General features: G+C 51.4%; 22 protein-coding genes. 20 read left to right on the top strand and 2 right to left on the bottom strand.

All coding sequences use genetic code 11. The annotated features are described in order from the left end of the window. Positions 1-19 precede the first annotated feature (19 nt). The 14 genes from IVG45_RS05680 to IVG45_RS05615 all read left to right on the top strand — a co-directional run bounded on the left by IVG45_RS05680 (position 20) and on the right by IVG45_RS05615 (position 12,322). Complete coding sequence (locus IVG45_RS05680; protein WP_196436908.1) at positions 20-652, top strand: FMN-binding negative transcriptional regulator; 633 nt, start codon at positions 20-22, stop codon at positions 650-652. Positions 653-676: 24 nt separating this feature from the next. Beyond that, positions 677-1,150: a GNAT family N-acetyltransferase gene (locus tag IVG45_RS05675; RefSeq protein ID WP_196436907.1), complete on the top strand. Its 474-nt coding sequence runs from the start codon at positions 677-679 to the stop codon at positions 1,148-1,150. Between the two features lie 78 nt (positions 1,151-1,228). Beyond that, a complete protein-coding gene (locus IVG45_RS05670; protein WP_196436906.1) occupies positions 1,229-1,384 on the top strand; it encodes a hypothetical protein in 156 nt (51 codons plus the stop codon). A 172-nt stretch (positions 1,385-1,556) separates the two neighbouring features. Beyond that, positions 1,557-2,144, top strand: coding sequence for a DUF6624 domain-containing protein (locus IVG45_RS05665; RefSeq protein ID WP_196436905.1), 588 nt, complete (start codon positions 1,557-1,559; stop codon positions 2,142-2,144). A gap of 333 nt (positions 2,145-2,477) precedes the next feature. Next, positions 2,478-3,167, top strand: a complete 690-nt coding sequence (locus IVG45_RS05660) for a glutathione S-transferase family protein (protein WP_230874769.1) — start codon at positions 2,478-2,480, stop codon at positions 3,165-3,167. Positions 3,168-3,848: 681 nt separating this feature from the next. Next, a complete protein-coding gene (locus IVG45_RS05655; RefSeq protein WP_196436904.1) occupies positions 3,849-4,244 on the top strand; it encodes a GFA family protein in 396 nt (131 codons plus the stop codon). 124 nt (positions 4,245-4,368) lie between these two features. Continuing rightward, positions 4,369-5,628, top strand: coding sequence for an AAA family ATPase (locus tag IVG45_RS05650; RefSeq protein WP_196436903.1), 1,260 nt, complete (start codon positions 4,369-4,371; stop codon positions 5,626-5,628). Continuing rightward, positions 5,625-6,344: an RloB family protein gene (locus tag IVG45_RS05645; RefSeq protein WP_196436902.1), complete on the top strand. Its 720-nt coding sequence runs from the start codon at positions 5,625-5,627 to the stop codon at positions 6,342-6,344. The genes IVG45_RS05650 and IVG45_RS05645 overlap by 4 nt, the downstream gene beginning before the upstream one ends. Before the next feature lie 215 nt (positions 6,345-6,559). Next, positions 6,560-7,174, top strand: a complete 615-nt coding sequence (locus tag IVG45_RS05640) for a hypothetical protein (RefSeq protein WP_196436901.1) — start codon at positions 6,560-6,562, stop codon at positions 7,172-7,174. A gap of 117 nt (positions 7,175-7,291) precedes the next feature. Further along, positions 7,292-7,903, top strand: a complete 612-nt coding sequence (locus IVG45_RS05635; protein WP_196436900.1) for a TetR/AcrR family transcriptional regulator — start codon at positions 7,292-7,294, stop codon at positions 7,901-7,903. Between the two features lies 1 nt (position 7,904). Beyond that, the gene (locus IVG45_RS05630) at positions 7,905-9,065 is read left to right on the top strand and encodes a methyltransferase (protein WP_196436899.1); all 1,161 of its coding nucleotides are present in this window, start codon (positions 7,905-7,907) and stop codon (positions 9,063-9,065) included. Positions 9,066-9,281: 216 nt separating this feature from the next. Next, a complete protein-coding gene (locus IVG45_RS05625; RefSeq protein ID WP_196436898.1) occupies positions 9,282-10,151 on the top strand; it encodes an AraC family transcriptional regulator in 870 nt (289 codons plus the stop codon). 199 nt (positions 10,152-10,350) lie between these two features. Further along, complete coding sequence (locus IVG45_RS05620; protein ID WP_196436897.1) at positions 10,351-11,154, top strand: ferritin-like domain-containing protein; 804 nt, start codon at positions 10,351-10,353, stop codon at positions 11,152-11,154. Beyond that, positions 11,147-12,322 (top strand): NnrS family protein, encoded by a 1,176-nt coding sequence (locus IVG45_RS05615; RefSeq protein ID WP_196436896.1) that lies wholly within the window; start codon positions 11,147-11,149, stop codon positions 12,320-12,322. Before IVG45_RS05620 ends, IVG45_RS05615 begins: the two co-directional genes overlap by 8 nt. A 238-nt stretch (positions 12,323-12,560) precedes the next feature. On the opposite strand, the gene IVG45_RS05610 is transcribed toward IVG45_RS05615, so the two are convergent. Both IVG45_RS05610 and IVG45_RS05605 read right to left on the bottom strand, forming a co-directional pair. Next, on the bottom strand, positions 12,561-15,170 hold the full coding sequence (locus IVG45_RS05610) for an MMPL family transporter (RefSeq protein ID WP_196436895.1): 2,610 nt from the start codon (positions 15,168-15,170) through the stop codon (positions 12,561-12,563). 586 nt (positions 15,171-15,756) lie between these two features. Beyond that, positions 15,757-17,208, bottom strand: a complete 1,452-nt coding sequence (locus IVG45_RS05605; RefSeq protein ID WP_196436894.1) for a M48 family metalloprotease — start codon at positions 17,206-17,208, stop codon at positions 15,757-15,759. A 132-nt stretch (positions 17,209-17,340) separates the two neighbouring features. Here IVG45_RS05605 and tusD point away from each other — a divergent pair, with 132 nt between their 5' ends. The 6 genes from tusD to IVG45_RS05575 all read left to right on the top strand — a co-directional run bounded on the left by tusD (position 17,341) and on the right by IVG45_RS05575 (position 21,300). Next, positions 17,341-17,730 (top strand): sulfurtransferase complex subunit TusD, encoded by a 390-nt coding sequence (gene tusD / locus IVG45_RS05600; protein ID WP_196436893.1) that lies wholly within the window; start codon positions 17,341-17,343, stop codon positions 17,728-17,730. 6 nt (positions 17,731-17,736) lie between these two features. Next, positions 17,737-18,096: a sulfurtransferase complex subunit TusC gene (gene tusC / locus IVG45_RS05595; protein ID WP_196436892.1), complete on the top strand. Its 360-nt coding sequence runs from the start codon at positions 17,737-17,739 to the stop codon at positions 18,094-18,096. An 80-nt stretch (positions 18,097-18,176) separates the two neighbouring features. After that, positions 18,177-18,761 (top strand): PilZ domain-containing protein, encoded by a 585-nt coding sequence (locus IVG45_RS05590; RefSeq protein WP_196436891.1) that lies wholly within the window; start codon positions 18,177-18,179, stop codon positions 18,759-18,761. Between the two features lie 39 nt (positions 18,762-18,800). Next, the gene (birA, locus tag IVG45_RS05585; RefSeq protein ID WP_196436890.1) at positions 18,801-19,793 is read left to right on the top strand and encodes a bifunctional biotin--[acetyl-CoA-carboxylase] ligase/biotin operon repressor BirA; all 993 of its coding nucleotides are present in this window, start codon (positions 18,801-18,803) and stop codon (positions 19,791-19,793) included. After that, complete coding sequence (locus IVG45_RS05580) at positions 19,790-20,530, top strand: type III pantothenate kinase (protein WP_196436889.1); 741 nt, start codon at positions 19,790-19,792, stop codon at positions 20,528-20,530. Before birA ends, IVG45_RS05580 begins: the two co-directional genes overlap by 4 nt. Continuing rightward, a complete protein-coding gene (locus IVG45_RS05575; RefSeq protein ID WP_196436888.1) occupies positions 20,527-21,300 on the top strand; it encodes a hypothetical protein in 774 nt (257 codons plus the stop codon). The genes IVG45_RS05580 and IVG45_RS05575 overlap by 4 nt, the downstream gene beginning before the upstream one ends. Position 21,301: the final 1 nt, after the last annotated feature.

Raw genomic sequence — 21,301 nt, 5'->3', positions numbered from 1 at the left:
AAGTATCCAGCAATCACTCATGTATATCCCCAAACATTTCGAACAACCCAGAATCGATGTCATGCAGACATTGATACGCGATTATCCACTGGCGACATTAGTTACCTTGTCCGCCAAGGGCCTGAACGCTAACCATATTCCGTTGCATTGGGTGGAGGACGACGGTTCACCTTACGGCAGTTTGCACGGCCATATCGCCCGCTCGAATCCGCTGTGGACGGACTTCGAACCGCAAACCGAAGTATTGGCGGTGTTCCAATCAGCAAATGCCTATATTTCGCCATCCTGGTATGCGACCAAACCTGAAACCGGCAAGGTGGTGCCCACCTGGAATTACGCCGCCGTGCATGCTTACGGCAGGCTGCGGATCATCGACGATCCAGTCTGGATTCGCCGGCAATTGGAGGCTATGACGCAGGAATTCGAAGCTGGTTTTCCCGAGCCCTGGTCTGTATCGGACGCCCCGGCTGATTTTACCGAACGATTGATCACACAGATTATCGGCATCGAAATCAGCGTGACGCGGCTGCAAGGCAAGTGGAAAGTCAGCCAAAACCAGCCGCCGGAAAACCAAAGTAGCGTGATCAAAGCTTTGAGCGAATCCGGCCAGCCGGCCATGGCAAGTTTGGTCGCCGATGCAACCAAATCCTGAGTCCAACCATTGAGAGAAGTCGCCATGAAGCCATTTGCTGTTCGCCAAGCTACGCTGTTCGACCTGGATGCACTCATTCCGTTATTCGACGGTTACCGTCAGTTTTACGGTAAGCCCAGCGATCCGCATGCGGCGAGATCATTTTTGCGGGATCGATTCGAACACGGCGAATCGATACTGTTCCTGGCCGAACAGGACAATAGAACCACCGGCTTTGTCCAGCTTTATCCCAGCTTTTCGTCAGTCTCGCTGGCTAGAACCTACATTCTCAACGATCTGTTCGTCGATGCAGGATTTCGCAGACAAGGCATTGCCGGCCGGCTCATAGCGGCGGCAGTCGAATATGCGGCCGCCTTAGGCGCTGTTCGCCTGACCTTGTCAACGGCAGCAATCAACACAGAGGCGCAGGGGCTTTATCGAACAACAGGCTGGACGCGCGACGAACAGTTTTATGTCTACCATTTGCCGATCCCGGCCATTGAGCTTTTAAGCGAATAAATCATGAATGCTTTGTATGATTGGTTCGGTATGAACCAAGAAATTTTTTACGCCGTTAATGCTTAGGAGAACGGGGATATGAAACATCACATCATTACCGTAATGATTTTAGCGGTAGCCGTGGCTTGTTATCTGGCTGGCTATTCCGGTGTTGGTAACGCCGCCTTCATCGTTGGGGCAGCCTTCGAGACGTGGTTTTGGATTCGGCTCTTGATCAAACGTCCGTCAGCTTAAAGCGGATTAATCTTCGACGCTGATTGGCAGCCGGGATAGTATGCCATGTTCATGGCGCGCGGCGGATCGTCCACCGGTGGGCACAAGCTGAAGCGCCACTTATCGTTGCTGGAAGACATACTGTACACGTTCTAATTGCCAAAACAGAGCCCCGATGAATCATTCAAACGAAATGTTGAGCCAGGAACTGGTGGCGATGGCAAAAAATGATCTCTCGGTACGGGAGGCGTTGGTCGCCGATGGCTCTCTAAGCCACGCTCTCTATCACCCGCGCATGGAGGCCGTACATAAAAGCAATGCCGCTCGCCTTGAGGCCATCATCGAGCAATATGGTTGGCCTGGAAACCGTCTTGTGAGTGAGGAGGGGGCTTGGGCGGCATGGTTGATCGCTCAACATGCCATTGGCAATCCTTCATTCATGCGGCATTGCCTTTCTTTGCTGAAGCAAGCCGCCTCCAACAACGAAGTGATGCTTTGGCAGGTGGCATTTCTGGAAGACCGTATTCGCATGTATGAGGGAAAACCGCAACGTTACGGGACTCAATTCCAGCCAAATAAGAATGGCGAACTCGAACCTTATCCAATCGAGAATCCGGAAACCGTCAATGATCGACGGCTTGCGGTCGGCTTGAATACCATCGAGGAAAGAACCGCCGAATTAACAGCGCAAAGCACGCGCGAGAATATTCCGACACCGCCCGACCTGGATGAGCAATATCAAAAATGGCTTTATTCCGTGGGTTGGAGAGTTGCAAGTTGAAGCCCAGCAACCGGTTCGGATATGGTTCGATTTCTCGCAGCATCCAACCTTCCGTTCGCTGACATGACATTCGTATTGTTGCAGCGTTTGCGCTACTTGCTGTTCGGCTTGGCAATCGCATGTTTTTAAGCGCTGGCGGGCGCCGTTTATCAAACCGAAAGAACTGCGGACATTTCATCATGCAGGACCAAGCCGATGGATTTGTCGGCGCCGTGAGCGAATTTGCGAAATCTCTTGCTCGGAAATCGGATGGCGAACGGCCAAGCAATTTTTTCGCCGGGCTTGCGCGAAGTGCCAAAATCAACGTTTAGAAACCAAGAGGATAAATCGATCATGTTCGAACTCTACATTGCCAATAAAAATTACTCATCATGGTCGCTAAGACCTTGGGTACTGATGCGTGAACTCGACATTCCATTTATCGAAAAGCTCTTCCCGTTTGCCGAAACCGATGAAACCAACGCCTTCCACAGTTTTTCGCCAAGCGGAAAAGTCCCCTGCCTGATCGACGGCGAAACAGTTGTTTGGGATTCGCTGGCGATTACCGAATACTTGGCCGAGCGAACCCCGGCGGTTTGGCCGGCCGATGCAGCGGCGCGAACCTGGGCGCGTTGCGCGGTTGCGGAAATGCACTCGGGGTTTCAGGTACTGCGGGAGTGTTGCACGATGAATTGCGGGCTACGGATTCAAATGGCATCGTCTTCGCCGGCGCTGGAAAGGGATCTGACGCGACTGAATGAACTATGGCTCGATGGCTTGACTCGCTTTGGCGGCCCCTTCCTGGCCGGGCAGGTATTTACCGCCGTGGACGCTTTCTTCGCGCCCGTCGCATTTCGCGTACAAACCTATGGACTGGAGTTGGCCCCTGCTTGCCGAACCTACGTCGATCGTTTGCTAGCATTGCCGGCCATGCAAGATTGGTATGCCGCCGCGTTGAACGAAACATGGCGCGATGAAGAACACGAGCAGATGGCCCGAAACGCCGGCACTTGGCTGCACGACTATCGTGGCATTGGCCCGTAAGCTCGCGTGCAGAGCTAGGCAGTGTCATAAAATACGCCAGTCGCCCCAATCCAAAGCATGAGGACCATAGACGATTAACCGGCCTTTAAACACCGTTCGCCTTTATGCCCTTGAGGGTACTGAGTTTGTCGAAGGGCAGGCTGCAGCGGGCTTGGACAAGCTCAGCCCGAACGGAATACCGGTGATAACTTAGGCCGGATTAATAATTGCTATGTGTGCGTTAGTAGTTGAATTGCTTCCGCCGATATATTTTGATCAGTAACGCTACGCGAAGCCATTTAGAAGTCGGTTCTCGGACCGACAGCCGAGATACTTTCTTTTGCGCGGCCAAAAGAAAGTATCCAAAGAAAAGGCCACCCACATGCCGCTGAATCCTGCGCTTCTCGCTTTTGTCGAGGGTTTTCCGAAGGAGCTTCCCAGCCCCTACGTAAAACGCGCGGCATCCCTGCCGCGCCCCTTCGGGCAAATCACTCGGTACATCCATGTACCTCGCCCTTCGGGTGCTGTGCATGTAAATCGGCTGTCCTGCCGATTTGTCTCGACAAAAGCTGCGATGCTCGGGCGGTATGTAAGAGGTTTAAAAGCGTGCCTTCGGCAGTTGTTCGCTTCGCGGCTTTTTGCAGACAAAATCAACTGCTAACGCAGACTTAACCTTAATAAAACCCAATGGACAACCACGATATGATCAAAAAAGTAGGCAACACCACCATCAACCCCAAGCACCGCGCGACATGCCATTGCGGTTCGGTGGAACTCGAACTCGATCTTCCCGACGGCATCGTCGATCCGCGCCGTTGCGATTGTTCGCTATGCCGGCGCAAAGGCGCGATTATGGCGTCGGTGCCGCTCTCGGGAATCAGGGTCGTTAAGGGTGAAGAGGTCCTGAAGCTTTATCAATTCAACACGATGAGCGCCAAACATTATTTCTGCTCGAATTGCGGCATCTATACCCACCACCAGCGCCGATCGGAACCTAGTCTGTATGGCTACAACGTCGCCTGCCTGGAAGGCGTTAACCCTTTTGAACTGGGCGAAGTGCGAACCGGGGATGGTATCAATCATCCGGCGGATCGGTAGGGGTGACGATTCGTCATTTTTAGTGCATTTTAGGGCAGTCAGGTCTATACTTCGAACCGTAAATCCTATTTTTTGCATAAAACCTGCAATTTTTGATAATTCTTGTCGCGGCCAAATACAAATCATGCTAGTTGAATTCAGCGTTGCTAACTTTAAGTCGATTAGGGAGCAACAAACGTTAAGGCTTACTCCAGTTAAAGCTTATAAGGAACATCCTGATAATCTGTTTTCTACTGGCGGCCAGCCAAGCGAATTACTTCGTACCGTGGCGATTTATGGAGCCAATGCGGCAGGAAAAACATCGTTACTGGATGCCTTGAAATTCATGGAGCAATTTATTCTTAACAATAGCAAGATGAATGAAGGCGAGGAAACCGACACGATCCCATTCAAATTAGACAATACCTCCTACCTAGAACCATCCACGTTTGAAGTTGTATTTATCGATAAAGGCGCACGCTATCAGTATGGCTTTGCCGTAAACCAGGAAGCAGTATTGAATGAATGGCTTTATGTTACTCCAAAAAACTCAGTACAAACCTGGATTGAACGCGATGGGGAAGATAAAGAGCAATGGATTGTACACAGAAATCTAGCCAAAAAAGCGGATAGAGAGGCTTGGAAACGCCGGACACGCAATAACTCTTTGTTATTATCCGTAGCGGTACAAGATAATTCAGAAACATTAAAACCCGTATTTAATTGGCTTAGAAATAAAATTGTCTTTCTTTCAGAAGGATATATTGGTTATACAGCTAACAAAATCCAAGATAGTGAGCTTAAAAAGAAAGTTCTACGCTACCTCACTACTGCTGACCTATCCATTATCGACCTTGATGTCGAAGAAAAAAAATTGGATTTAGACGATTTAAAAAAGTTTGAACAAGAAAACGGTAGTATCCCTGATAGACTTAGAGTCGCCTTTGAAAAGGGTAATTTGAGTAAATTCAAAGTAAATTTAACGCATGTCAAAGACCAACGTGCCCCACTTAGTTTAACTGAAGAATCTGAAGGCACCCAAAAGCTATTCGGATGGGCATTTCCTATTATTGATATTTTAGAAAATGGGCGTATTGTTTATATTGACGAGTTAAACAATAGCTTACACCCATTTATCGTAAAGATGATTATCGGTTTATTCAATAACCCAGAAACCAATCCTAACAATGCCCAGTTAATTTTTACGACTCACGATATTTCGGTATTAAAAAATGATATTTTCCGCCGCGACCAAGTGTGGTTTGTTGAAAAAGATAGCGAACTAGCGACTCAACTTTACCCATTGAGCGATTTTTGCCCGCGATCTAATGAATCGCTGGCAAAAGGTTATTTAGAAGGAAAGTATGGTGCCGTCCCTTTCATCGATGAGTTTAGTTGGCAATGAGCGATAAGCTTTTTCAAAGAAATAAGAAAAAAACAGACGATCTAAAAAGACAACAAGTTAAACAGGCGGCTGTCATTTTAGTGGTTTGCGAAGGTGAAACCGAAGGCGATTATATTCGCCATTTACGAAACGCTTGGGACATTGAAAACAAAATTCATTTGATAGATGCCACTCAGCATGTATGCCCTAAAACGTTTTCAGAGATTCAAAAAGCTCCACCCAAAATTGGTGAGGTTAAGTACGGGTCATCGCCCATTAGCGTTGTTGATTATGCCGTTGCCGTTGCTCAGAAACGCAAAACACCGTTTAAACCTTACGAATACATATATTGCCTATTCGATAAGGACGATCCGGATGCGTTCACCAAAGCTTGCCACCGAACCAAATCTGTTCGTGGCGGTGAAATAATAAAAATAACCTCTGTTCCGTGCTTTGAATATTGGATGTTATTACACTTTGAGAAAGCGGATTCTCCGCTAGGATCCGAAAATAACACGATAAAACGGCTCAAAAAGCATATAACTGATTATAGTCATACTAATAAGCGGATTGATAAAGATAGATTTAATCTTTTGAATAATGGCAAAAATATAGAAAACGCAATCGTCTGGTCTGAATCATTATTCAAACAACAAAGTCAATTGAATACGGATGATCCGACGACTAAAATGTTTGAGTTAATGAAGGTGCTGGCGGAATTTAAGCCGAAAGGCTAACCTGTAATAAAATCCATTCTGTTACCGGGTTTTAGCCTTCAATTAACACGTTGGCGTTTAGCTTGGTTGGGTTATCGCCCACTACATGCCCGGCATACACAATCTAACTTGGCATTGACTGACAGCTCACTCTTTTGCTACTGACATTGGCTTGGAAAGCTTGAATGTCGCCAATGGGGCGGTGGTCGACAATCAATCGAAACAGGGAGAGGAATATGCACGTTTTCGAAAAACTCGGTGGCACCGCCATCATAGCCGGTTCATTGCTGCTCAGCGCCTATGCGGTCTTGTTCCCACTAGTATTACCGTTAGGGACGGGAACCTTCGACTATGCCAAGGTCGTGCGCAGTCCCGGCTGGGTGCCTTTGGCGGCGGTCGCCTTCGCCGGCGTTTTAGCGTTGCTGGTTGGGTTCTACGCCGTTTATGCAAAAATGCGTGCTACAGCCGGTTTGCAGGGAGCCGTCGGTTTTTTATTCGTCGAGGCGGCTTATTTGTTACAGGCCTGCAAGGTGACTTGGGAGCTATTTCTCTATCCCGTCATCGCCCGCTATCCGGAAACCGCCTTCCTGTTACGGGACGCCATCATCAAAAACGATCCGGCTGTATTGGCGTTTAGAATTTCGGCATCCGTGACGATATTGATCGGCATCGTGCTGTTTTGTCTATCGATCTATCGTTCGACTCTCTATCCCAAACCTGCGGCGGTGTTAATTTTCGCCGGAGCCTTGGTTTATGCGCTGGGGCCTGCGATTTCGGTGTTCGTTTCTATCGCCGGGATTTTTACGTTTGCCGTGGGCTGCATGTTGCTTGGGATTCGCTTGCTACGCTAACAGCGAAAGGAAGCCGTCGCCGTTCAATCAAACCGCGTATCTTGATTGGCGAAAACGTTATGGCCCTCGCGCTGCCGGTGCTAACCTGCCGCCATCATGGCTTGCAGGAGATTTACGATGAACGATATTCGCGACCCGGTTTACGCGCGGCTGCTCAAGGCGGCGCTGGAATGTTTCCTCGCCGACGAATACCACAAGGTCACCACCCGCGCCATCGCCGACAAGGCGGGCGCCAATATCTCGATGATCCGCTATTACTTCGGCAACAAGGAAGGGCTGTACGAAGAGATGATCCGCGAGACGCTTAAGCCCATCCTGGACATACTCGACAACAACATCCTGTCCGAGGTCGGCGGCTTCGCCGAATATCTGCGCTTCTATTACGACACCATGCGCCGGCATCCCGAGTTTCCCAAGCTCATCCTCAAAGTGCTCGCCCTCAATCACGGGCCGGGCCGACGTTTTATCCTGCAATTGCTGGAGCGTGGCCGCAGCGGTGGCGCGCGGCAGCTGGAACAGCTGAAGGCAAACGGGCAGGTCGATCAGGCGCTCAATCCCGACGTGGCGCGCATGGCCTTCGTCAGCCTTGCCATGATGCCGATGTTGCTGAAGGATATTTTCGAGGAGCAAATGGGCGGGCAGATGGACGAAGCCTTTCTCGCCGAACTCGCCACCCTCAACGGCAAATTATTGGCGGCTGGCATGGCCGCCGCGCAACCGGAGGCATGATATGACATTGCAAAAGAACGCCGCCGCAGTGCGCCGCTTCGCCAAACTCGCCAGATTCGGCGCCTGGCTGCAAAATCTGCCCAACAAACTCGTACCGCCGCCGAGCCGCCTGCTCCAGATCGGTTCAGCCTTTTGGCAATCGCGAGCGCTGTATGTCGCGGCGAAGTTGGATATCGCCGGTGCACTGGCCGACGGCGAAGCTAGCGCCGAAACCTTGGCCGAACGCGTCGCTGCCGATGCCGAAGCGCTTTACCGCTTGCTGCGCATGCTGGCGGCGATGGACGTGTTCGAGGAAGTTTCGCCGCGTCGCTTCCGTAACAACAAACTTTCGTCCTGCTTGTGCCCGGATCATCCCCATAGCGTGCGGGCGATGGTGCTGATGCACAACTCGCCGGAAATGAGCCGGCCGTGGTTCGAGCAATTGGAGCAGGGCGTACGTAGCGGCGGCGTGCCGTTCGAATCGGCGCACGGGCAGGCGTTTTACTCGTATATGGACCGCAACCCCGAATTCGATGCACTGTTCGGGCAAGCGATGGATAGCGTGGAAGCATTGAGCGGAGACAGCTTCGTTACCGATTTCGATTGGTCGCGCTTCGAGCGCATCATCGACGTCGGCGGCTCCAAGGGCGCAAAATCCCTCGCCATCCTCAAACACCATCCGCATCTCAAAGCGCTGGTGGCCGACCGCGAACAGATCATCCAAGGCGCGGCGCAGTTCTGGAAAGACCAGGGCGAGGGCGCCGTACTGCAGCGCATGAGCTTCGAAGCCTGCGACCTACTGCAATCCGTGCCCAAGGCGGGCAGCGACAAGGACATTTACCTGCTGAGCGCGGTGCTGCATGGCTTTGATGACGGCGTTTGCATCGCCGCGTTATCCAACGTGGCGAGTGCCGCCGCAGGCCCTGATGCGACTATCGCCGTGATGGAAATGCTGATGCCGGACAGACGGGCCGACATCGCCGCGACCGCGTTCGACATGCAGATGTTCGTCAACACGCGCGGCCGGGAACGGACGCTGGACGAATGGCGGCGGCTGTTCGATCAGAGCGGGTTAGTGCTGCGGGAGGTGGTGGGCTTGCGGACGTTCGGGAAAATACTGGTGCTGCGGGCGGCTCAATCTACCGATCAGGGGGGAGCAGGCCGTTGTGATTCTGTAAATTGAGGAGCGATAGCCCACCTCTGTTTGAGCGCCGAGGCCACGGCGTTCAACTCCAGTGTGTCGTGCGCGTCATTCCTCGGCGGGGATCTTTAAACACAGAGATCGGGTCAATGCGCCAGCCATTTGTTCTATGCATCCCTCATGTCAACTTAGCACGCTCAGTCAGGCGGTATTAATCGAAGATTGTTACAGTACATCTCGATTGAGGAGGGTATAGAGGTGAGCAACAAAACGGCCGGCGCGGCCTATGCGACGCGCTTCGATCGGGTATTCGATTACATAGACAAGCATCTGTTCGAGCCGCTGTCCATAAACGAATTGAGCAAACAAGCCAATTTTTCCCGATTTCACTTTCAACGGCAATTTTCCGCTTACACCGGATTGAGTACGACGCGTTACATTCAGTTATTGCGACTACGCAAGGCTTCGTACCAACTGGTATTTCAGGAGCGGCGCCGCATTACCGACATTGCGTTGGAAACCGGTTTCGGCAATGCGGAATCGTTCTCCCGCGCGTTCAAAAAATGCTTCGGACAAACGCCCACTCAATTCAGAACGCAGCCTGCATGGCAGCCTTGGAACGAGCGCATGCAATTACCCAAACGAATTAGGAGTCCCCAGATGAACGTAACAACCGTCGATTTTTCAGAAACCATGCTCGCAGTCTTGGAGCACCGTGGATCACATACCCTTGTGATGGATACGGTCAGAAAATTCATAGACTGGCGCAAGCAAAGCGGCTTGTCACCGGTCGCCGGCAGCCGTACTTTTGGTATCGCCTATGACGATCCGGCGGTCACGCCGCCGGAAGCATTTCGTTTCGATGTGTGCGGCGAGGTCAAGCAACCCGTGCCGGTAAACCCGCAAGGGGTGGTTAACAAACGGATTCCGGAAGGTCGTTGCGCGGTGGTGCGCCATATCGGCTCGACCGACCGCATTAGCGACAGTGTTTATTACCTCTATAGGGAGTGGTTGCCGGAAAGCGGCGAGGAACTGCGCGATTTTCCGCTGTTTTTCCACTACATCAAACGGGTGCCTGAAACGCCCGAACACGAACAGGTCACGGATATTTATCTGCCTTTGGCGTAAGCGGAAAGTAGTCGGCCTGCGCCGATTTCTTCCGCAACAAGTAGTCGGAATAGGCCGCTATCAGCAAACCACGACAAACCAGGGATATAATCTTTTCAATACCGCACCCCGGTATCAATTTAACTCGGCGGCGGGACATGCCAGTCCGTTGCTCGATTTGGTTAACCGATGGCTGGCTTTCACGACTTTTGGGACACACTTGAACAACCTTTTTGAATTTGCCGAGCGTTGTCTGTTCGACAGCGACATTGCACAAAAACTGGCTTTAACTCATCAAGCGAGGGCTTTGCTGGATGATAATCGCTTGTCATTTGAAACGGGCAGCCAAGCCTTGCCGATCGTTAATACGATGTTTCCGGCTAAACCACAATTGCTGATGCCGCGCGATATGCCGCGCCGGCGGCTCGATACGGTGGAAGGCAAGGCGGCATTCTTTCACGCATTGGCGCATATCGAGTTTGTGGCGATTTATCTAGCCTGGGACATCATTTACCGGTTTCGCGGCTTGCCGGAGGATTTTTATCGCGACTGGCTCGGGATAGCCGACGAGGAAGCCCAACATTTCGGTTTAATTCGCAATCATCTGTTGACTTTGGGTTTTGATTACGGTGATTTACCGGCGCATCGCGGCTTGTGGTCTCATGCCGAGGACACCGCAGAGGATATTCTGGCCCGGCTGGCACTGGTGCCGCGTTGCATGGAGGCGCGCGGCCTGGATGTGACGCCGGCGATGATAGACAAACTGCGAGCCCTGGGCGATAGCGCCGGGGTGGCGATTTTAACCCGGATTTATCAAGACGAAATCGGCCATGTCGAGCGCGGTTCTTTTTGGTTCAATGCCTTGGCAAAACAGCGCGGCCTGGAGCCCGAGCAAGCCTATAAGGAATTGATTCTGAATTATTACAAAGGCAAACCCAAGGGGCCGTTTAATCGAGAAGTGCGTATAATCGCCGGATTCTCGGATAACGAAATTGATTGGCTGGAGGAAAGGCTGCATGAATAACAAACCGGTTTTTGATTACCCGCTGTTTGCCATGGGATTCAGGGTGTTTTTTGCCCTGGCGGGATTGTCGGCCTTGGCCCTGATTGCGCTGTGGAATTCCATCTCCAATGGTTCCTTGCATATCGACAATTATTATCCGTCGACCATCTGGCATGCGCATGAAATGTTGCTGGGTTACTCGGTCGCGGTGATCGCCGGTTTTTTATTGACGGCCGTCAAAAACTGGACCGGTAGACAGACGGTGACACCCGATCAATTGGCCTCGCTCGGTTTGTTATGGATTTACGGCCGAGTCACGCCGTTTTACTCCGAACTGTTGCCGGATGGGTTGATTGCCGCTGTGGATTTCGCCTTTCTGCCGGCTCTGGCTTATTTCGTGACTAAACCGGTTTTGAAAACCGGCGATTTTAAAAATCTAATTTTTACCGCCTTGTTGCTGTTGATGGCCTTGGGGAACGGTTTGATACATACGCAAATCCTGGGTGGTTCGGAAACCAGCGCCATGCTGGGGCTGAATCTGGTGGTTGCGCTGATTGTGATGATGATACTGGTGATCGCGGGCCGGGTGTTTCCGTTTTTTACCGAGCGAGGCTTGTCCGGCGTCATCTGTATTCGTAATCCTGGGCTTGATATTGCCGCTATTGTGCTCGGCTTGGCGGTTTTTGTGTTGATGATGTTCGGTATTACCGGCCTGGTATTAACCCTGGTTGCCCTAGCGGCCGTGGTGCTGAATGTGATGCGGGTTTTAGGTTGGTATAACCCGCGTATTTGGTTTGTACCCTTGCTGTGGGTATTATATGTCGGTTACGCCTGGCTGATTTTAGGCTTTGCGCTGGTTGCGTTGGCGGCTTATTCGTTGGTCGTGCCTTCCTTGGCACTGCATGCCTTTACCGTGGGTGGTATCGGTATTTTGACCTTGGGCATGATGGCGCGGGTGGCCTTGGGGCATACCGGCAGGGCGTTAAAAGCCTCCAATGTCATGGCCATTGCTTTCGTGTTAATCAATGTTGCGGCGTTGTTGCGGGTACTGTTACCGGCCATTCTGCCCGGCTGGTATGGCGGTTTTGTGCTGGCTTCCAGTTATTGCTGGCTGGCGGCGTTCTCCTTGTTTGTGTTTTATTACACGCCGGTTCTGACCGAGCCGCGTATCGACGGCGAACCGGGGTAGGGCAGCCATTAGCGGCAATCTGTCTCCTTTTTCACATCGGCAAATGGCAGACGCTCCCGGCTGGTTTGTTCGTCGTGATTTTTGCTCTGTTGTCTTCAGTGATCTTATTATTAGATATTTCTCGCCATCCAGTTGACGAGCGTAGACTTCCGTTTTAAAGGTGGTGCCGGGGTGGTTGTCAACGTTACGTTGATTAAATGCTATGTAAAGCAGGGCTTAGGGCGCTTTGGTCATGCTGCTATTTTGACCGAGGGAGGGATGGTTTGTGTGCGATGGCTGGCAAAACCAAAAGACAGCATATTAGCATCAGGGAAATGCCTATAGCCAACAACAAACCCATGCTAGCGGTACCGGCGTGGGTGTTAAAAGCCAAGCTGGAAAAGCTGCACAGGGTGGTCAACGCGCTATAAAAAACGCCTCTGGCGGAACTGCTTTGTAATACAGTGTCTTCCGCGTCATGCTGGTGTTGTAAACGGTAGACGATATGGATGCCGCTATCGACGCCAATACCCAGTAGTAGGGGTAACACGATGATGTTGGCAAAATTGAACGGGTTGTTTAGTAGTACGTTGGCGGCGCCGGTCAGCAAGGACGCCAAGAGCAATGGCGTAATTATAAGTAACGTGGTTTTAACGTTACGCGTCTGCACCAATAGCAACAGGATGATTGCCAATAATGCGCTAGTAAAGGCTTCGACAAAGGCCTGGACTATTGCCTCGCCGGACTTGACGTCACCGATCGGAAGGCCGAATACGTCTGGATAGGTGTTTAGCATATCATTTACGAAGGTTTTCAGATAATCGGTATTGTTCAGATCCTGTTCCGGCATCACCAAAACCCGATACACGCCACTATCACTGACCCATTGTGACCGAACCTCTTGCGGAATGTCGTTGATGCCGAAGGCTGTCGCGGTCAGACCATCGCGTAGTTGCAATAGAGTGTGCGGCAGTAATTCGAACAGGCTTTTTTCCAATTGACCGTAGACGCCGGACGGATTTGCGTTATTGTCGGCATGCTGGATGAAATCCAGCACATCGCCATGCAATTTGCTCAATAATCCGCCGGCGACGACGCTTGATTGTTGCACCGCCGTTTTTTGTAAGGTTTCGGCCAGTTTCAGCAAGGCTCCACGTACATTGGATGGTTCCGCTGGCTGTTCGAATCGATTGAGCTGGGTCGGCATGATCAGATTCAAATTATCGATGATCTCCAATTTTTCCTCTTGCTGATCAGCGACTAGGTCGCTAAGGGTGATGGTCTCATGTACGCTGGCCAATTTGGCAAATTGCCCAGCCAATTGGTCGGCGCGTTCCAGGCTATCGGTCAAAGCCGAGGTCGAGAACGGCGAATCGGTTTTGCTTTTGAGGAGTTTCTTGAAGGCAATCACCGACTGGGTGTTTTGATCGCGCAAATTGACCGGGTTGGAATCAAATGTAAGTCGGGTCAGCATAAAGCATGCGCCTATCGCCAGCAGCACCGCTCCAATACGGATGGCTTTGGCATGCCGGAATGGAAAACTATAAGCCCAGACAGGCAATAGCGGCTTGTCATTAATGCTCAAGGATGTCAGCGGCAACAGTTTCAGCAACGCCGGCAGCAAGGTCACCGAAACAATGAAGCCAATGAAAATACCGACACCGCCGATCACGCCCAATTCCGAGACCCCCTTGAAATCGGTCGGAATGAAGGCAAAAAAACCAATCGCGGTGGTAAATGCACATAAAAAAAGGGGTACACCTATGCTATTGATAGTGCTAAACAGCGCCTGATCACCAGGCATGCCTTGCCGGCGGCACTCCTTGTAACGCAGGCAAAAATGGGTTGCGTAATCGACACCCAGTCCGATGTAAAGCGTCGCAAACGCCACCGAAATCAGATTCAGATGGCCGACAGCCAAGGTTGCAAACCCTGTGGTCAAAACCAGGCCAATGATGAGTACGATGAAGGTTACGAACAACAGCCGCCAGGAGCGATAACCTAACCACAACGCAATTAGTACCAACAACAAGGACGCCATACTGGAAATCACCATGCCTTGCATGACGGTTTCCAGTTCCTCGTGCTCCAATGGCACTTCTCCGGTAAAGCTGAGCGTAACGCCGGGAAATTGGGCGGACACTTCATCGGCTAATCCACGCAAATGAGCCATTGGTGCTTTCGCCGGCATTAGTTGCTTGAAATTCATATGGGGTTTGGCTATCACCAGACGCCGGGTCTGATCGCGACCGAAGCGAGTTTCGGTCAATAGTTGCTGCCATGATAGAAAATGCGGTTGCTCTGCTTTGACCGCGACTAGGGTTTGGTCGATTGCGCTTAGTAGTGGATCGAGAGGCATGGTCAGGTCTTGCTCATGACCTTCTAAAGCCAACGAAATGATGTCGATCAATCCGGCAAAATGGTAATGGGTGGAGAGATAGCCAATAAACGGTTGGGCGTCGATCAGTTTGGTGGATAGGACTTCCAGGTCATCAAGGCTGAGATATAAAAGTCCTTGGCGGCGGAAGAACGGATTATCTTCCGGAATATAGCTGGATTCGAACAGATTGGTTTGCGTCTGCAGGTGCCGGTTGACATAGTCGGCAGCCATCGCAGTCTGTTCCGGAGTTGTCGACTCAACCACCACCAGAATAGCCGCGGCATCGCGAGGGAATTCCTTCTCCAGTTTTAGCCTGACTTTCTGAAACGGCAAATCCGGCGAAAGCATTTCCGATGTGTTGTTGTTAACTCCCAGATGTTCGGCGATATAAGGCAAGCAAATGCCGCTGGCGGCGATGAATAACAGCAAGATCAGCCAGGGAAGGCGAACTGGTAGTTTAGCCAGCGATTGAAACGCATTATTCGGCATATTTTTAAGTACTGAAGTTCGGCTTTGGAAGCGTGGGGTGCGGTAAAAGGCTACAGCAAAAATCAGTTAGCGGCTATCCTCATAACATAGGAACGACTGCAGTCCTGATTTTAACAATGGCTTTGCCGGCAAATGAAGTTCGCCGGAGCAAGCCGAGGCCGGAGGCCTGGCACATGGTCACCTTAGTTAACCGATATTTAAGCGCATTCCCGATGGGTGAGCTTGGGAACGACTATTTGTAGGACTGGGGAAGAGTAGGGACGTCGAGCAATAAAAAGCCCGCTGTACGCGGGCTCGTCCTTTTGTTTTTTATTATTTTTGGACGTCTACCGGTTAAGGCAGTTTAGTCAAGCAGTTACTGTTATTGTTATTGTTATGCGCCTTAGCTACAGGCCGCTTCCCTCCCCTCAAAGACATTGGCCTCAGTGTGTAAAGACCTTGTGCACCCCTAAAAGGTGGGCAGAGTTTAGGGAAAAAAAATTGAGATGTCCATCAAAAAAAGCATGCTTTTACCTAAAACTAGTTTCGTGCCGAAATTAATATGTTGAAACAGAAACTTGGCTATATCTGCATATACTAATATTTATTAATCATCGATTTTTTTCTGTTCTTGTTCGGACAGAAAAAAGTTCAAGCGTTCATCCAGAATGGCCTGAAGTTGATAGTTGAGGTTTTTTTCTTGTTTGGCCAGTCTGATTTGCATGATGGCATCGTCGGTTTGCCCGCTGGCATAGTAATGTTCGGCCATATAGCGGTGGGACTCGGCCGCCTGCTTCATGTCGGCGTGAATTTGCGCCAGTAGCTGGAAATAAAACGGCTGCTGTTTTTGGTTGTCCGACAGGCTGAGTAGAATGTTTTTCGCTTGTTGCGGCTGTGCGCTTTTGAGCAAGTAGCGGGTGTATTCGATTTTTATCGCATCGTTGTTTGGAAAATTGCGGACGGCTTGGGCAAACAATTGATTGGCTTTTTGATTATCCTTGCTTTCCATCGCGGTGCGGGCCAACGCCGCCACGTATTGCGGTTGATTGGGGTATTGCTCGGCCAACTTTTGAAAGATTTCGCTGGCCGCCGGAAATTGCAAATTCTGCAGATGGACCAAACCCATGCCGTAGCGGGCGACGGCGCGTTGTTCGGCGGTACCTTGTTGCTCCAGAGTGGAAAAATGCTGCATCGCGGCATTTTTATCGAAAGTAGTCAGGGCATATAATTTGGCCTTGGTTAACAGGTAACCCATCGAGTCCGGATATTGCCTGTAGGGATAAGTCTCGGCCCGGCCGCGAGTGTCGGCGATCCGGCTTTCGGAAACCGGGTGAGTCCGCAGAAACTCCGGGATGCCTTTGCCGTAATAGCGGGTGGAGTGCTGCAACCGCTCGAAGAAAGTCGGCATGCTGCGCGGATCGTAGCTGGAATCCGCCAATGTTTGCATGCCTACCCGGTCGGCCTCTTTCTCATTGTCGCGGGTAAAGTTAATCTGAAATTGAACGCTGCCGGCCTGTACCGCCATTAATGCCGCCTGGCCCATGCTGGGGGATTGCGTGCCTATCAGTATCGCGGCCAAGGTTGCCGCCACGGTCGGAATCGACATCTTACTGGCCGCCTCGATTTGCCGATATAGATGGCGCTGGGTGACGTGGCCAATCTCGTGAGCCATGACCGAGGCCAGTTCGCTTTCCGCTTCGGTCAGCAGAATCAAGCCCGAATTAACTCCGATGTAACCGCCAGGGCCGGCAAAAGCATTAATGTTGGGGTCCATCACCACGAAGAAATGGAACGGAGTGGAAGGATTGTCGCTATGCGCGGCCAGTTGGCGGCCAATGGATTGGATATATTGTTCTATTTCCAAATCCTGGCTGATGTCGGCCTGGCTATGTAGATTGCGGAAAAAAGCCGCCCCAAACTCTTTTTCCTCGACCGGAGAAATCAGCGCCCCGGCGGAATCGCCCATCTCCGGCAGTTGGATTTTTTCGATCTCCAGCGCGCGCGGGATAGAGGGAAGTAGGCTGATTGCGATAGCTAGCGTTAAGGTTTTTAGTTTCATGGCAAATCCGACAAGAATGCGGCAATTTGGTTTCAGGCCCATAGCGGTGGCAGTGAAAACCGGAACAACATGATATGTTGGTAGTAAAATAAACAAATTATAAGTTATTTATTGCCGGCCCTTTACTGCGTCATGAAATATGCCATTCAAGTCAACACCAGCCCGTATGCATCCAATGCCGGGTTGATTGCCTATCGATTTATTCTGGCGGCCTTGCAAGCCGATCATCAAATTTTGCGTGTCTTTTTTTATCAGGATGGCATACAGCATGCATTCCGCTATGCCTTGCCGCCCGATGACGAGATCCAGATCGGCGCACTGTGGTCGGCGTTGGCGCGCGATCATCGAATTGATTTGGTGGTCTGCATTTCCGCCGCGCAACGGCGGGGACTGCTGTGTGGCGACGAGGCACGGCGCCAGGGCGCTAAAGACGATGATTTGGCGGACGGTTTCCGGATCGCCGGTTTAGGCCAATGGCTGGAATCGACTTTGATGGCCGACCGCTGTTTGGTGTTCGGGTAGAAAGGCGTGAAAAAAAACTATCTATTTGTGATGCGGCAACTACCGCATGTCAGCAGCCATGTGCAGGAGACGTTGGATCAGATACTGACCACGGCTGCATTCGATCAGTCCGTCAGCATACTGTTTTTAGATGACGGGGTATTTCAGCTGAAAGCCGGGCAAAACCCGGATGCCATGGTGTTAAAAAATACCGCGGCGATGTATTTAGCGCTGGATATTTACGACGTTAAAAACCTGTATGTGGAAGCCGAATCGTTGTCGGACAGAGGACTGACCGAGGATCAATTGATTCTGCCGGCCCGGATTATCGGACGCGAGCGGGTGAATGAGCTGATTCGGCAACACGATGTAGTCATTCCGGATTGAACGGGCGTGGTAAATATTGCCTGTTTGTGGCCGTCATCGGCTAAAATCAACAGATATTAACACCGGTTAGGATAGTGATCATGGCGGATGAGTTTGAAGAGAAGAGACGTTATTTCAGGGTAAGCGATACGATTAATCTGCTGCACAGAGTGATCGACCCAAGCAAAATCAAGGAATTGAGTTATGTTTCAACCGATGTGTTGAGCAGTTGCAGTTTAACCGCCGCGCTCGATGTATTGAACCAGGAGTTGTCCACGCTGGCCCCTAGGTTGGAGCGGCGAGACCCTGAAATGTTCGAGTATCTCAAACTGATCGACAGCAAGGTCAACCTAGTTAGTCAGGCATTAACCTCCCAGGACGAGGCTTTTTCCGAACATGATATGCGCGAAGTCAGCTTGAGCGCCGCCGGTGTAGCCTTTACCAATGATCAGCCCATCAAGATTGGCGAATTGCTCGAATTGAGGATGTTATTGACTTCTTGTTTGGCGGTCATCGTAGCCTATGCCCGCGTGGTGCAATGCAAGGACATTTCAGAACACAATGCCGAGCACCCGTTTGCGATTTGTGTTGAATATGTGAATATGAAAGAAGAAGACCGTGAATTGCTGATTAAACATGTCATCAAAAAGCAGATGCAGCAGTTGCGCGACAAAAACGCCAGTTGATCGTTTGATGCCAATGTTTCGGGTGGCTGCAAGGCCATTATGCTGAATTCCGATAATCTTAAATGCCTGCTGGGTTTATTGGCAGATGGTCAATTCCACTCCGGCACCGAATTGGCGCGGGTGCTGGCGGTTAGCCGCACGGCTGTCTGGAAGCATCTACAGGCCATGTCTGCTTGGGGTGTCGAGGTGGTCGGTGTCAGCGGCAAAGGCTACAAGTTGCAACACCCCTTGCAATTACTCGATCAAAATCAGATTGAAACCGGTCTGCGCCAGCAAACCCGGTCTTTGATGCAGCGAATGGAAATCCACACCTGTCTGCCGTCGACCAACGGCTATCTATTGCAAATCTCCCAACAGAATCAAGCGTCGGGCTGGGTTTGTCTGGCCGAATACCAGACAGCCGGCAAGGGGCGGCGTGGGCGCCAATGGATTTCACCTTTCGGGCATAATATTTATCTCTCCCTGCTTTGGCGTTACCAGAATGGCCCCGGGGCGATTGCCGGCTTAAGTTTGGCCATTGGGGTTGCGGTCGTGCGCGCCCTTCGCGGTGCCGGCGTCGAAGATGTCGGCTTGAAGTGGCCCAATGATATTTATTGGCGCGGGCGTAAGCTGGCCGGTATTTTGATAGAAGTGTCCGGCGAAAGCAGCGGGCCTTGTCATGCCGTAATCGGATTGGGCTTGAATGTTTATTTGCCCAGTGGACAGGCCGCTGGCATCGAGCAGGCTTGGGTCGATCTGCAACAAATCCTCGGCGACGGCGCCATAAGCCAGCGCAATAGCTTAGTGGCATTGTTATTGAACGAAATGTTGCCAGTCATCGCCGATTTCGATAATCAAGATTTGCCGGATCATGTCAACCAATGGCGCGAGTTCGACTGCATGCGGGGCGGAGCGGTAAGTCTTTTCATCGGCCAGCAGCGTATTGACGGCATCGTTAGAGGCGTCGATGACCAAGGCTTGTTGTTGCTGGAGGATGGCGATGGCCGCTTACGTGCCTTCGCATCCGGAGAAGTCAGTTTCAGGGCGGCATGAATCTGTTAGTCGATATAGGCAATTCACGCCTGAAATGGGCGGTTGAAACCGACGGCCGTATCGAAGTCGTCGAGGCCCTGGATTATCGGCAGCCGCGTTTTTTTTCGATTCTGCGCGAGCGTTGGTTGGCCATTGAGCCGCCCAAAAAACTGGCGATTGCCTCGGTTTCCAGTAAGCAGCTGCTGACGGATATTATGGATTTAAGGCATAGCCTTTGGCCGGAGCTTGCGCTGGTGCTGCCGAAATCGGCGGACTATGCCCATGGCGTCAAAAACAGCTATGTTGAACCGGAAAAGTTAGGCGTGGACCGCTGGCTGGGATTGATTGCCGCTCACCGGCATTATCCGGGCGATGTCTGCGTGGTCGATTGCGGCACGGCGATTACCTTGGACGCAATGCGGGCCGACGGCACCCATCTGGGCGGCTTGATTTGCCCGGGATTGATCACGATGCAAAAGGCCTTGGCCTCCAATACCGCCGACCTGACTTTCAATGCTCGGGTGTACCGGACGGAACCGGCAAACTCGACCGATGCGGCGATTGCCAATGGTGTGTTGATGGCGGCCTTGGGCATGGTAGAACATAGCGTTCGCCAGTTTTCAAGCAGCTATCGCCTGTTATTGACCGGGGGCGATGCCAATACGCTAGCCCTGTCCTTGTCACGGCCTTGCGTGGTCGATGAGAAACTGGTATTGAAAGGGTTGTCGGTTTTTTGCGAGGGAGATCGGTTGGCATGAAATCGTTGTTTTTGTTGTTATGTCTACTGAACATCGGTTTTTTTCTGTGGCAATTCAATGCCGGCCGGGTGTCGCCTCGGCCATCCGAACCCGTCACGCCGTCGTCCATCTTGTTGGTCAGTGAGTATGCCGACGCTAGGCGCGGTGCCGTTATTGCCGAAATCGTCGAAAACAACATCAATCGTTGGCGTCTGGCTGAAATCGATCGCCTGCTGGAAAAGTCGCGCGTCCGGCATTGGACGCTTCAAGCCTATTCAGCCTCTGCCACATCCCGCAAGCCGCGAGTAGTCGCCAAACCGGTTGAGCCGGAAAAAACACCGCTTCAAGCCGTGGTTCGCAAATGTGTCGAGGCCGGCCCATTTGCCGATGAGTCTAGCGTGAACAAATGGTTGGCCGGGCATAACTTGGCCAGCAAGCAAATCATTGCAAAAGAAACCGCCATTCCCAGTGATTTTCAGGTTTTTTATCCGGCGGCGAAAAATCCCGAGCAATCCAGGATTAACAAACTGATGTTAAATGCGAAAGGTTTGCAGGATATTTGGCTGATTCCGGCCGGAGACAACAAAGGCGGATATTCGCTGGGGGTTTTCAATGATAGGCAACGGGCAAACAACTATAAAAATCAGTTAGCTCAAATCGGCATTCAAGCGGAAATCAACCAGCGGGAAAAAACCAAGACCCAATGGTTTGCCAGGGTGATGCTGGATAAAGCCAAGCTGCAACAATTGGGTTCCCAGGCAGACCTCTATTCGTCTTGCGCGATGCGCTGAT

The organism is Methylomonas sp. LL1, assembly GCF_015711015.1.
In the GTDB taxonomy this organism is placed as follows: domain Bacteria; phylum Pseudomonadota; class Gammaproteobacteria; order Methylococcales; family Methylomonadaceae; genus Methylomonas.
Note: the sequence above shows the minus strand (reverse complement) of the source record. Positions and strands in the feature narration are given on the sequence as shown.

Coding starts and splice junctions, on each gene's coding strand:
- IVG45_RS05640 (WP_196436901.1), top strand. CDS start 6,560: ATGCACGTTTTCGAAAAACTCGGTGGCACCGCCATCATAGCCGGTTCA.
- IVG45_RS05575 (WP_196436888.1), top strand. CDS start 20,527: ATGAAATCGTTGTTTTTGTTGTTATGTCTACTGAACATCGGTTTTTTT.
- IVG45_RS05580 (WP_196436889.1), top strand. CDS start 19,790: ATGAATCTGTTAGTCGATATAGGCAATTCACGCCTGAAATGGGCGGTT.
- IVG45_RS05590 (WP_196436891.1), top strand. CDS start 18,177: ATGGCGGATGAGTTTGAAGAGAAGAGACGTTATTTCAGGGTAAGCGAT.
- IVG45_RS05650 (WP_196436903.1), top strand. CDS start 4,369: ATGCTAGTTGAATTCAGCGTTGCTAACTTTAAGTCGATTAGGGAGCAA.
- IVG45_RS05610 (WP_196436895.1), bottom strand. CDS start 15,170: ATGCCGAATAATGCGTTTCAATCGCTGGCTAAACTACCAGTTCGCCTT.
- IVG45_RS05660 (WP_230874769.1), top strand. CDS start 2,478: ATGTTCGAACTCTACATTGCCAATAAAAATTACTCATCATGGTCGCTA.
- birA (WP_196436890.1), top strand. CDS start 18,801: ATGCTGAATTCCGATAATCTTAAATGCCTGCTGGGTTTATTGGCAGAT.
- IVG45_RS05670 (WP_196436906.1), top strand. CDS start 1,229: ATGAAACATCACATCATTACCGTAATGATTTTAGCGGTAGCCGTGGCT.
- IVG45_RS05675 (WP_196436907.1), top strand. CDS start 677: ATGAAGCCATTTGCTGTTCGCCAAGCTACGCTGTTCGACCTGGATGCA.
- IVG45_RS05615 (WP_196436896.1), top strand. CDS start 11,147: ATGAATAACAAACCGGTTTTTGATTACCCGCTGTTTGCCATGGGATTC.
- tusD (WP_196436893.1), top strand. CDS start 17,341: ATGAAATATGCCATTCAAGTCAACACCAGCCCGTATGCATCCAATGCC.
- IVG45_RS05680 (WP_196436908.1), top strand. CDS start 20: ATGTATATCCCCAAACATTTCGAACAACCCAGAATCGATGTCATGCAG.
- IVG45_RS05665 (WP_196436905.1), top strand. CDS start 1,557: ATGTTGAGCCAGGAACTGGTGGCGATGGCAAAAAATGATCTCTCGGTA.
- IVG45_RS05605 (WP_196436894.1), bottom strand. CDS start 17,208: ATGAAACTAAAAACCTTAACGCTAGCTATCGCAATCAGCCTACTTCCC.
- IVG45_RS05645 (WP_196436902.1), top strand. CDS start 5,625: ATGAGCGATAAGCTTTTTCAAAGAAATAAGAAAAAAACAGACGATCTA.
- IVG45_RS05630 (WP_196436899.1), top strand. CDS start 7,905: ATGACATTGCAAAAGAACGCCGCCGCAGTGCGCCGCTTCGCCAAACTC.
- IVG45_RS05655 (WP_196436904.1), top strand. CDS start 3,849: ATGATCAAAAAAGTAGGCAACACCACCATCAACCCCAAGCACCGCGCG.
- IVG45_RS05635 (WP_196436900.1), top strand. CDS start 7,292: ATGAACGATATTCGCGACCCGGTTTACGCGCGGCTGCTCAAGGCGGCG.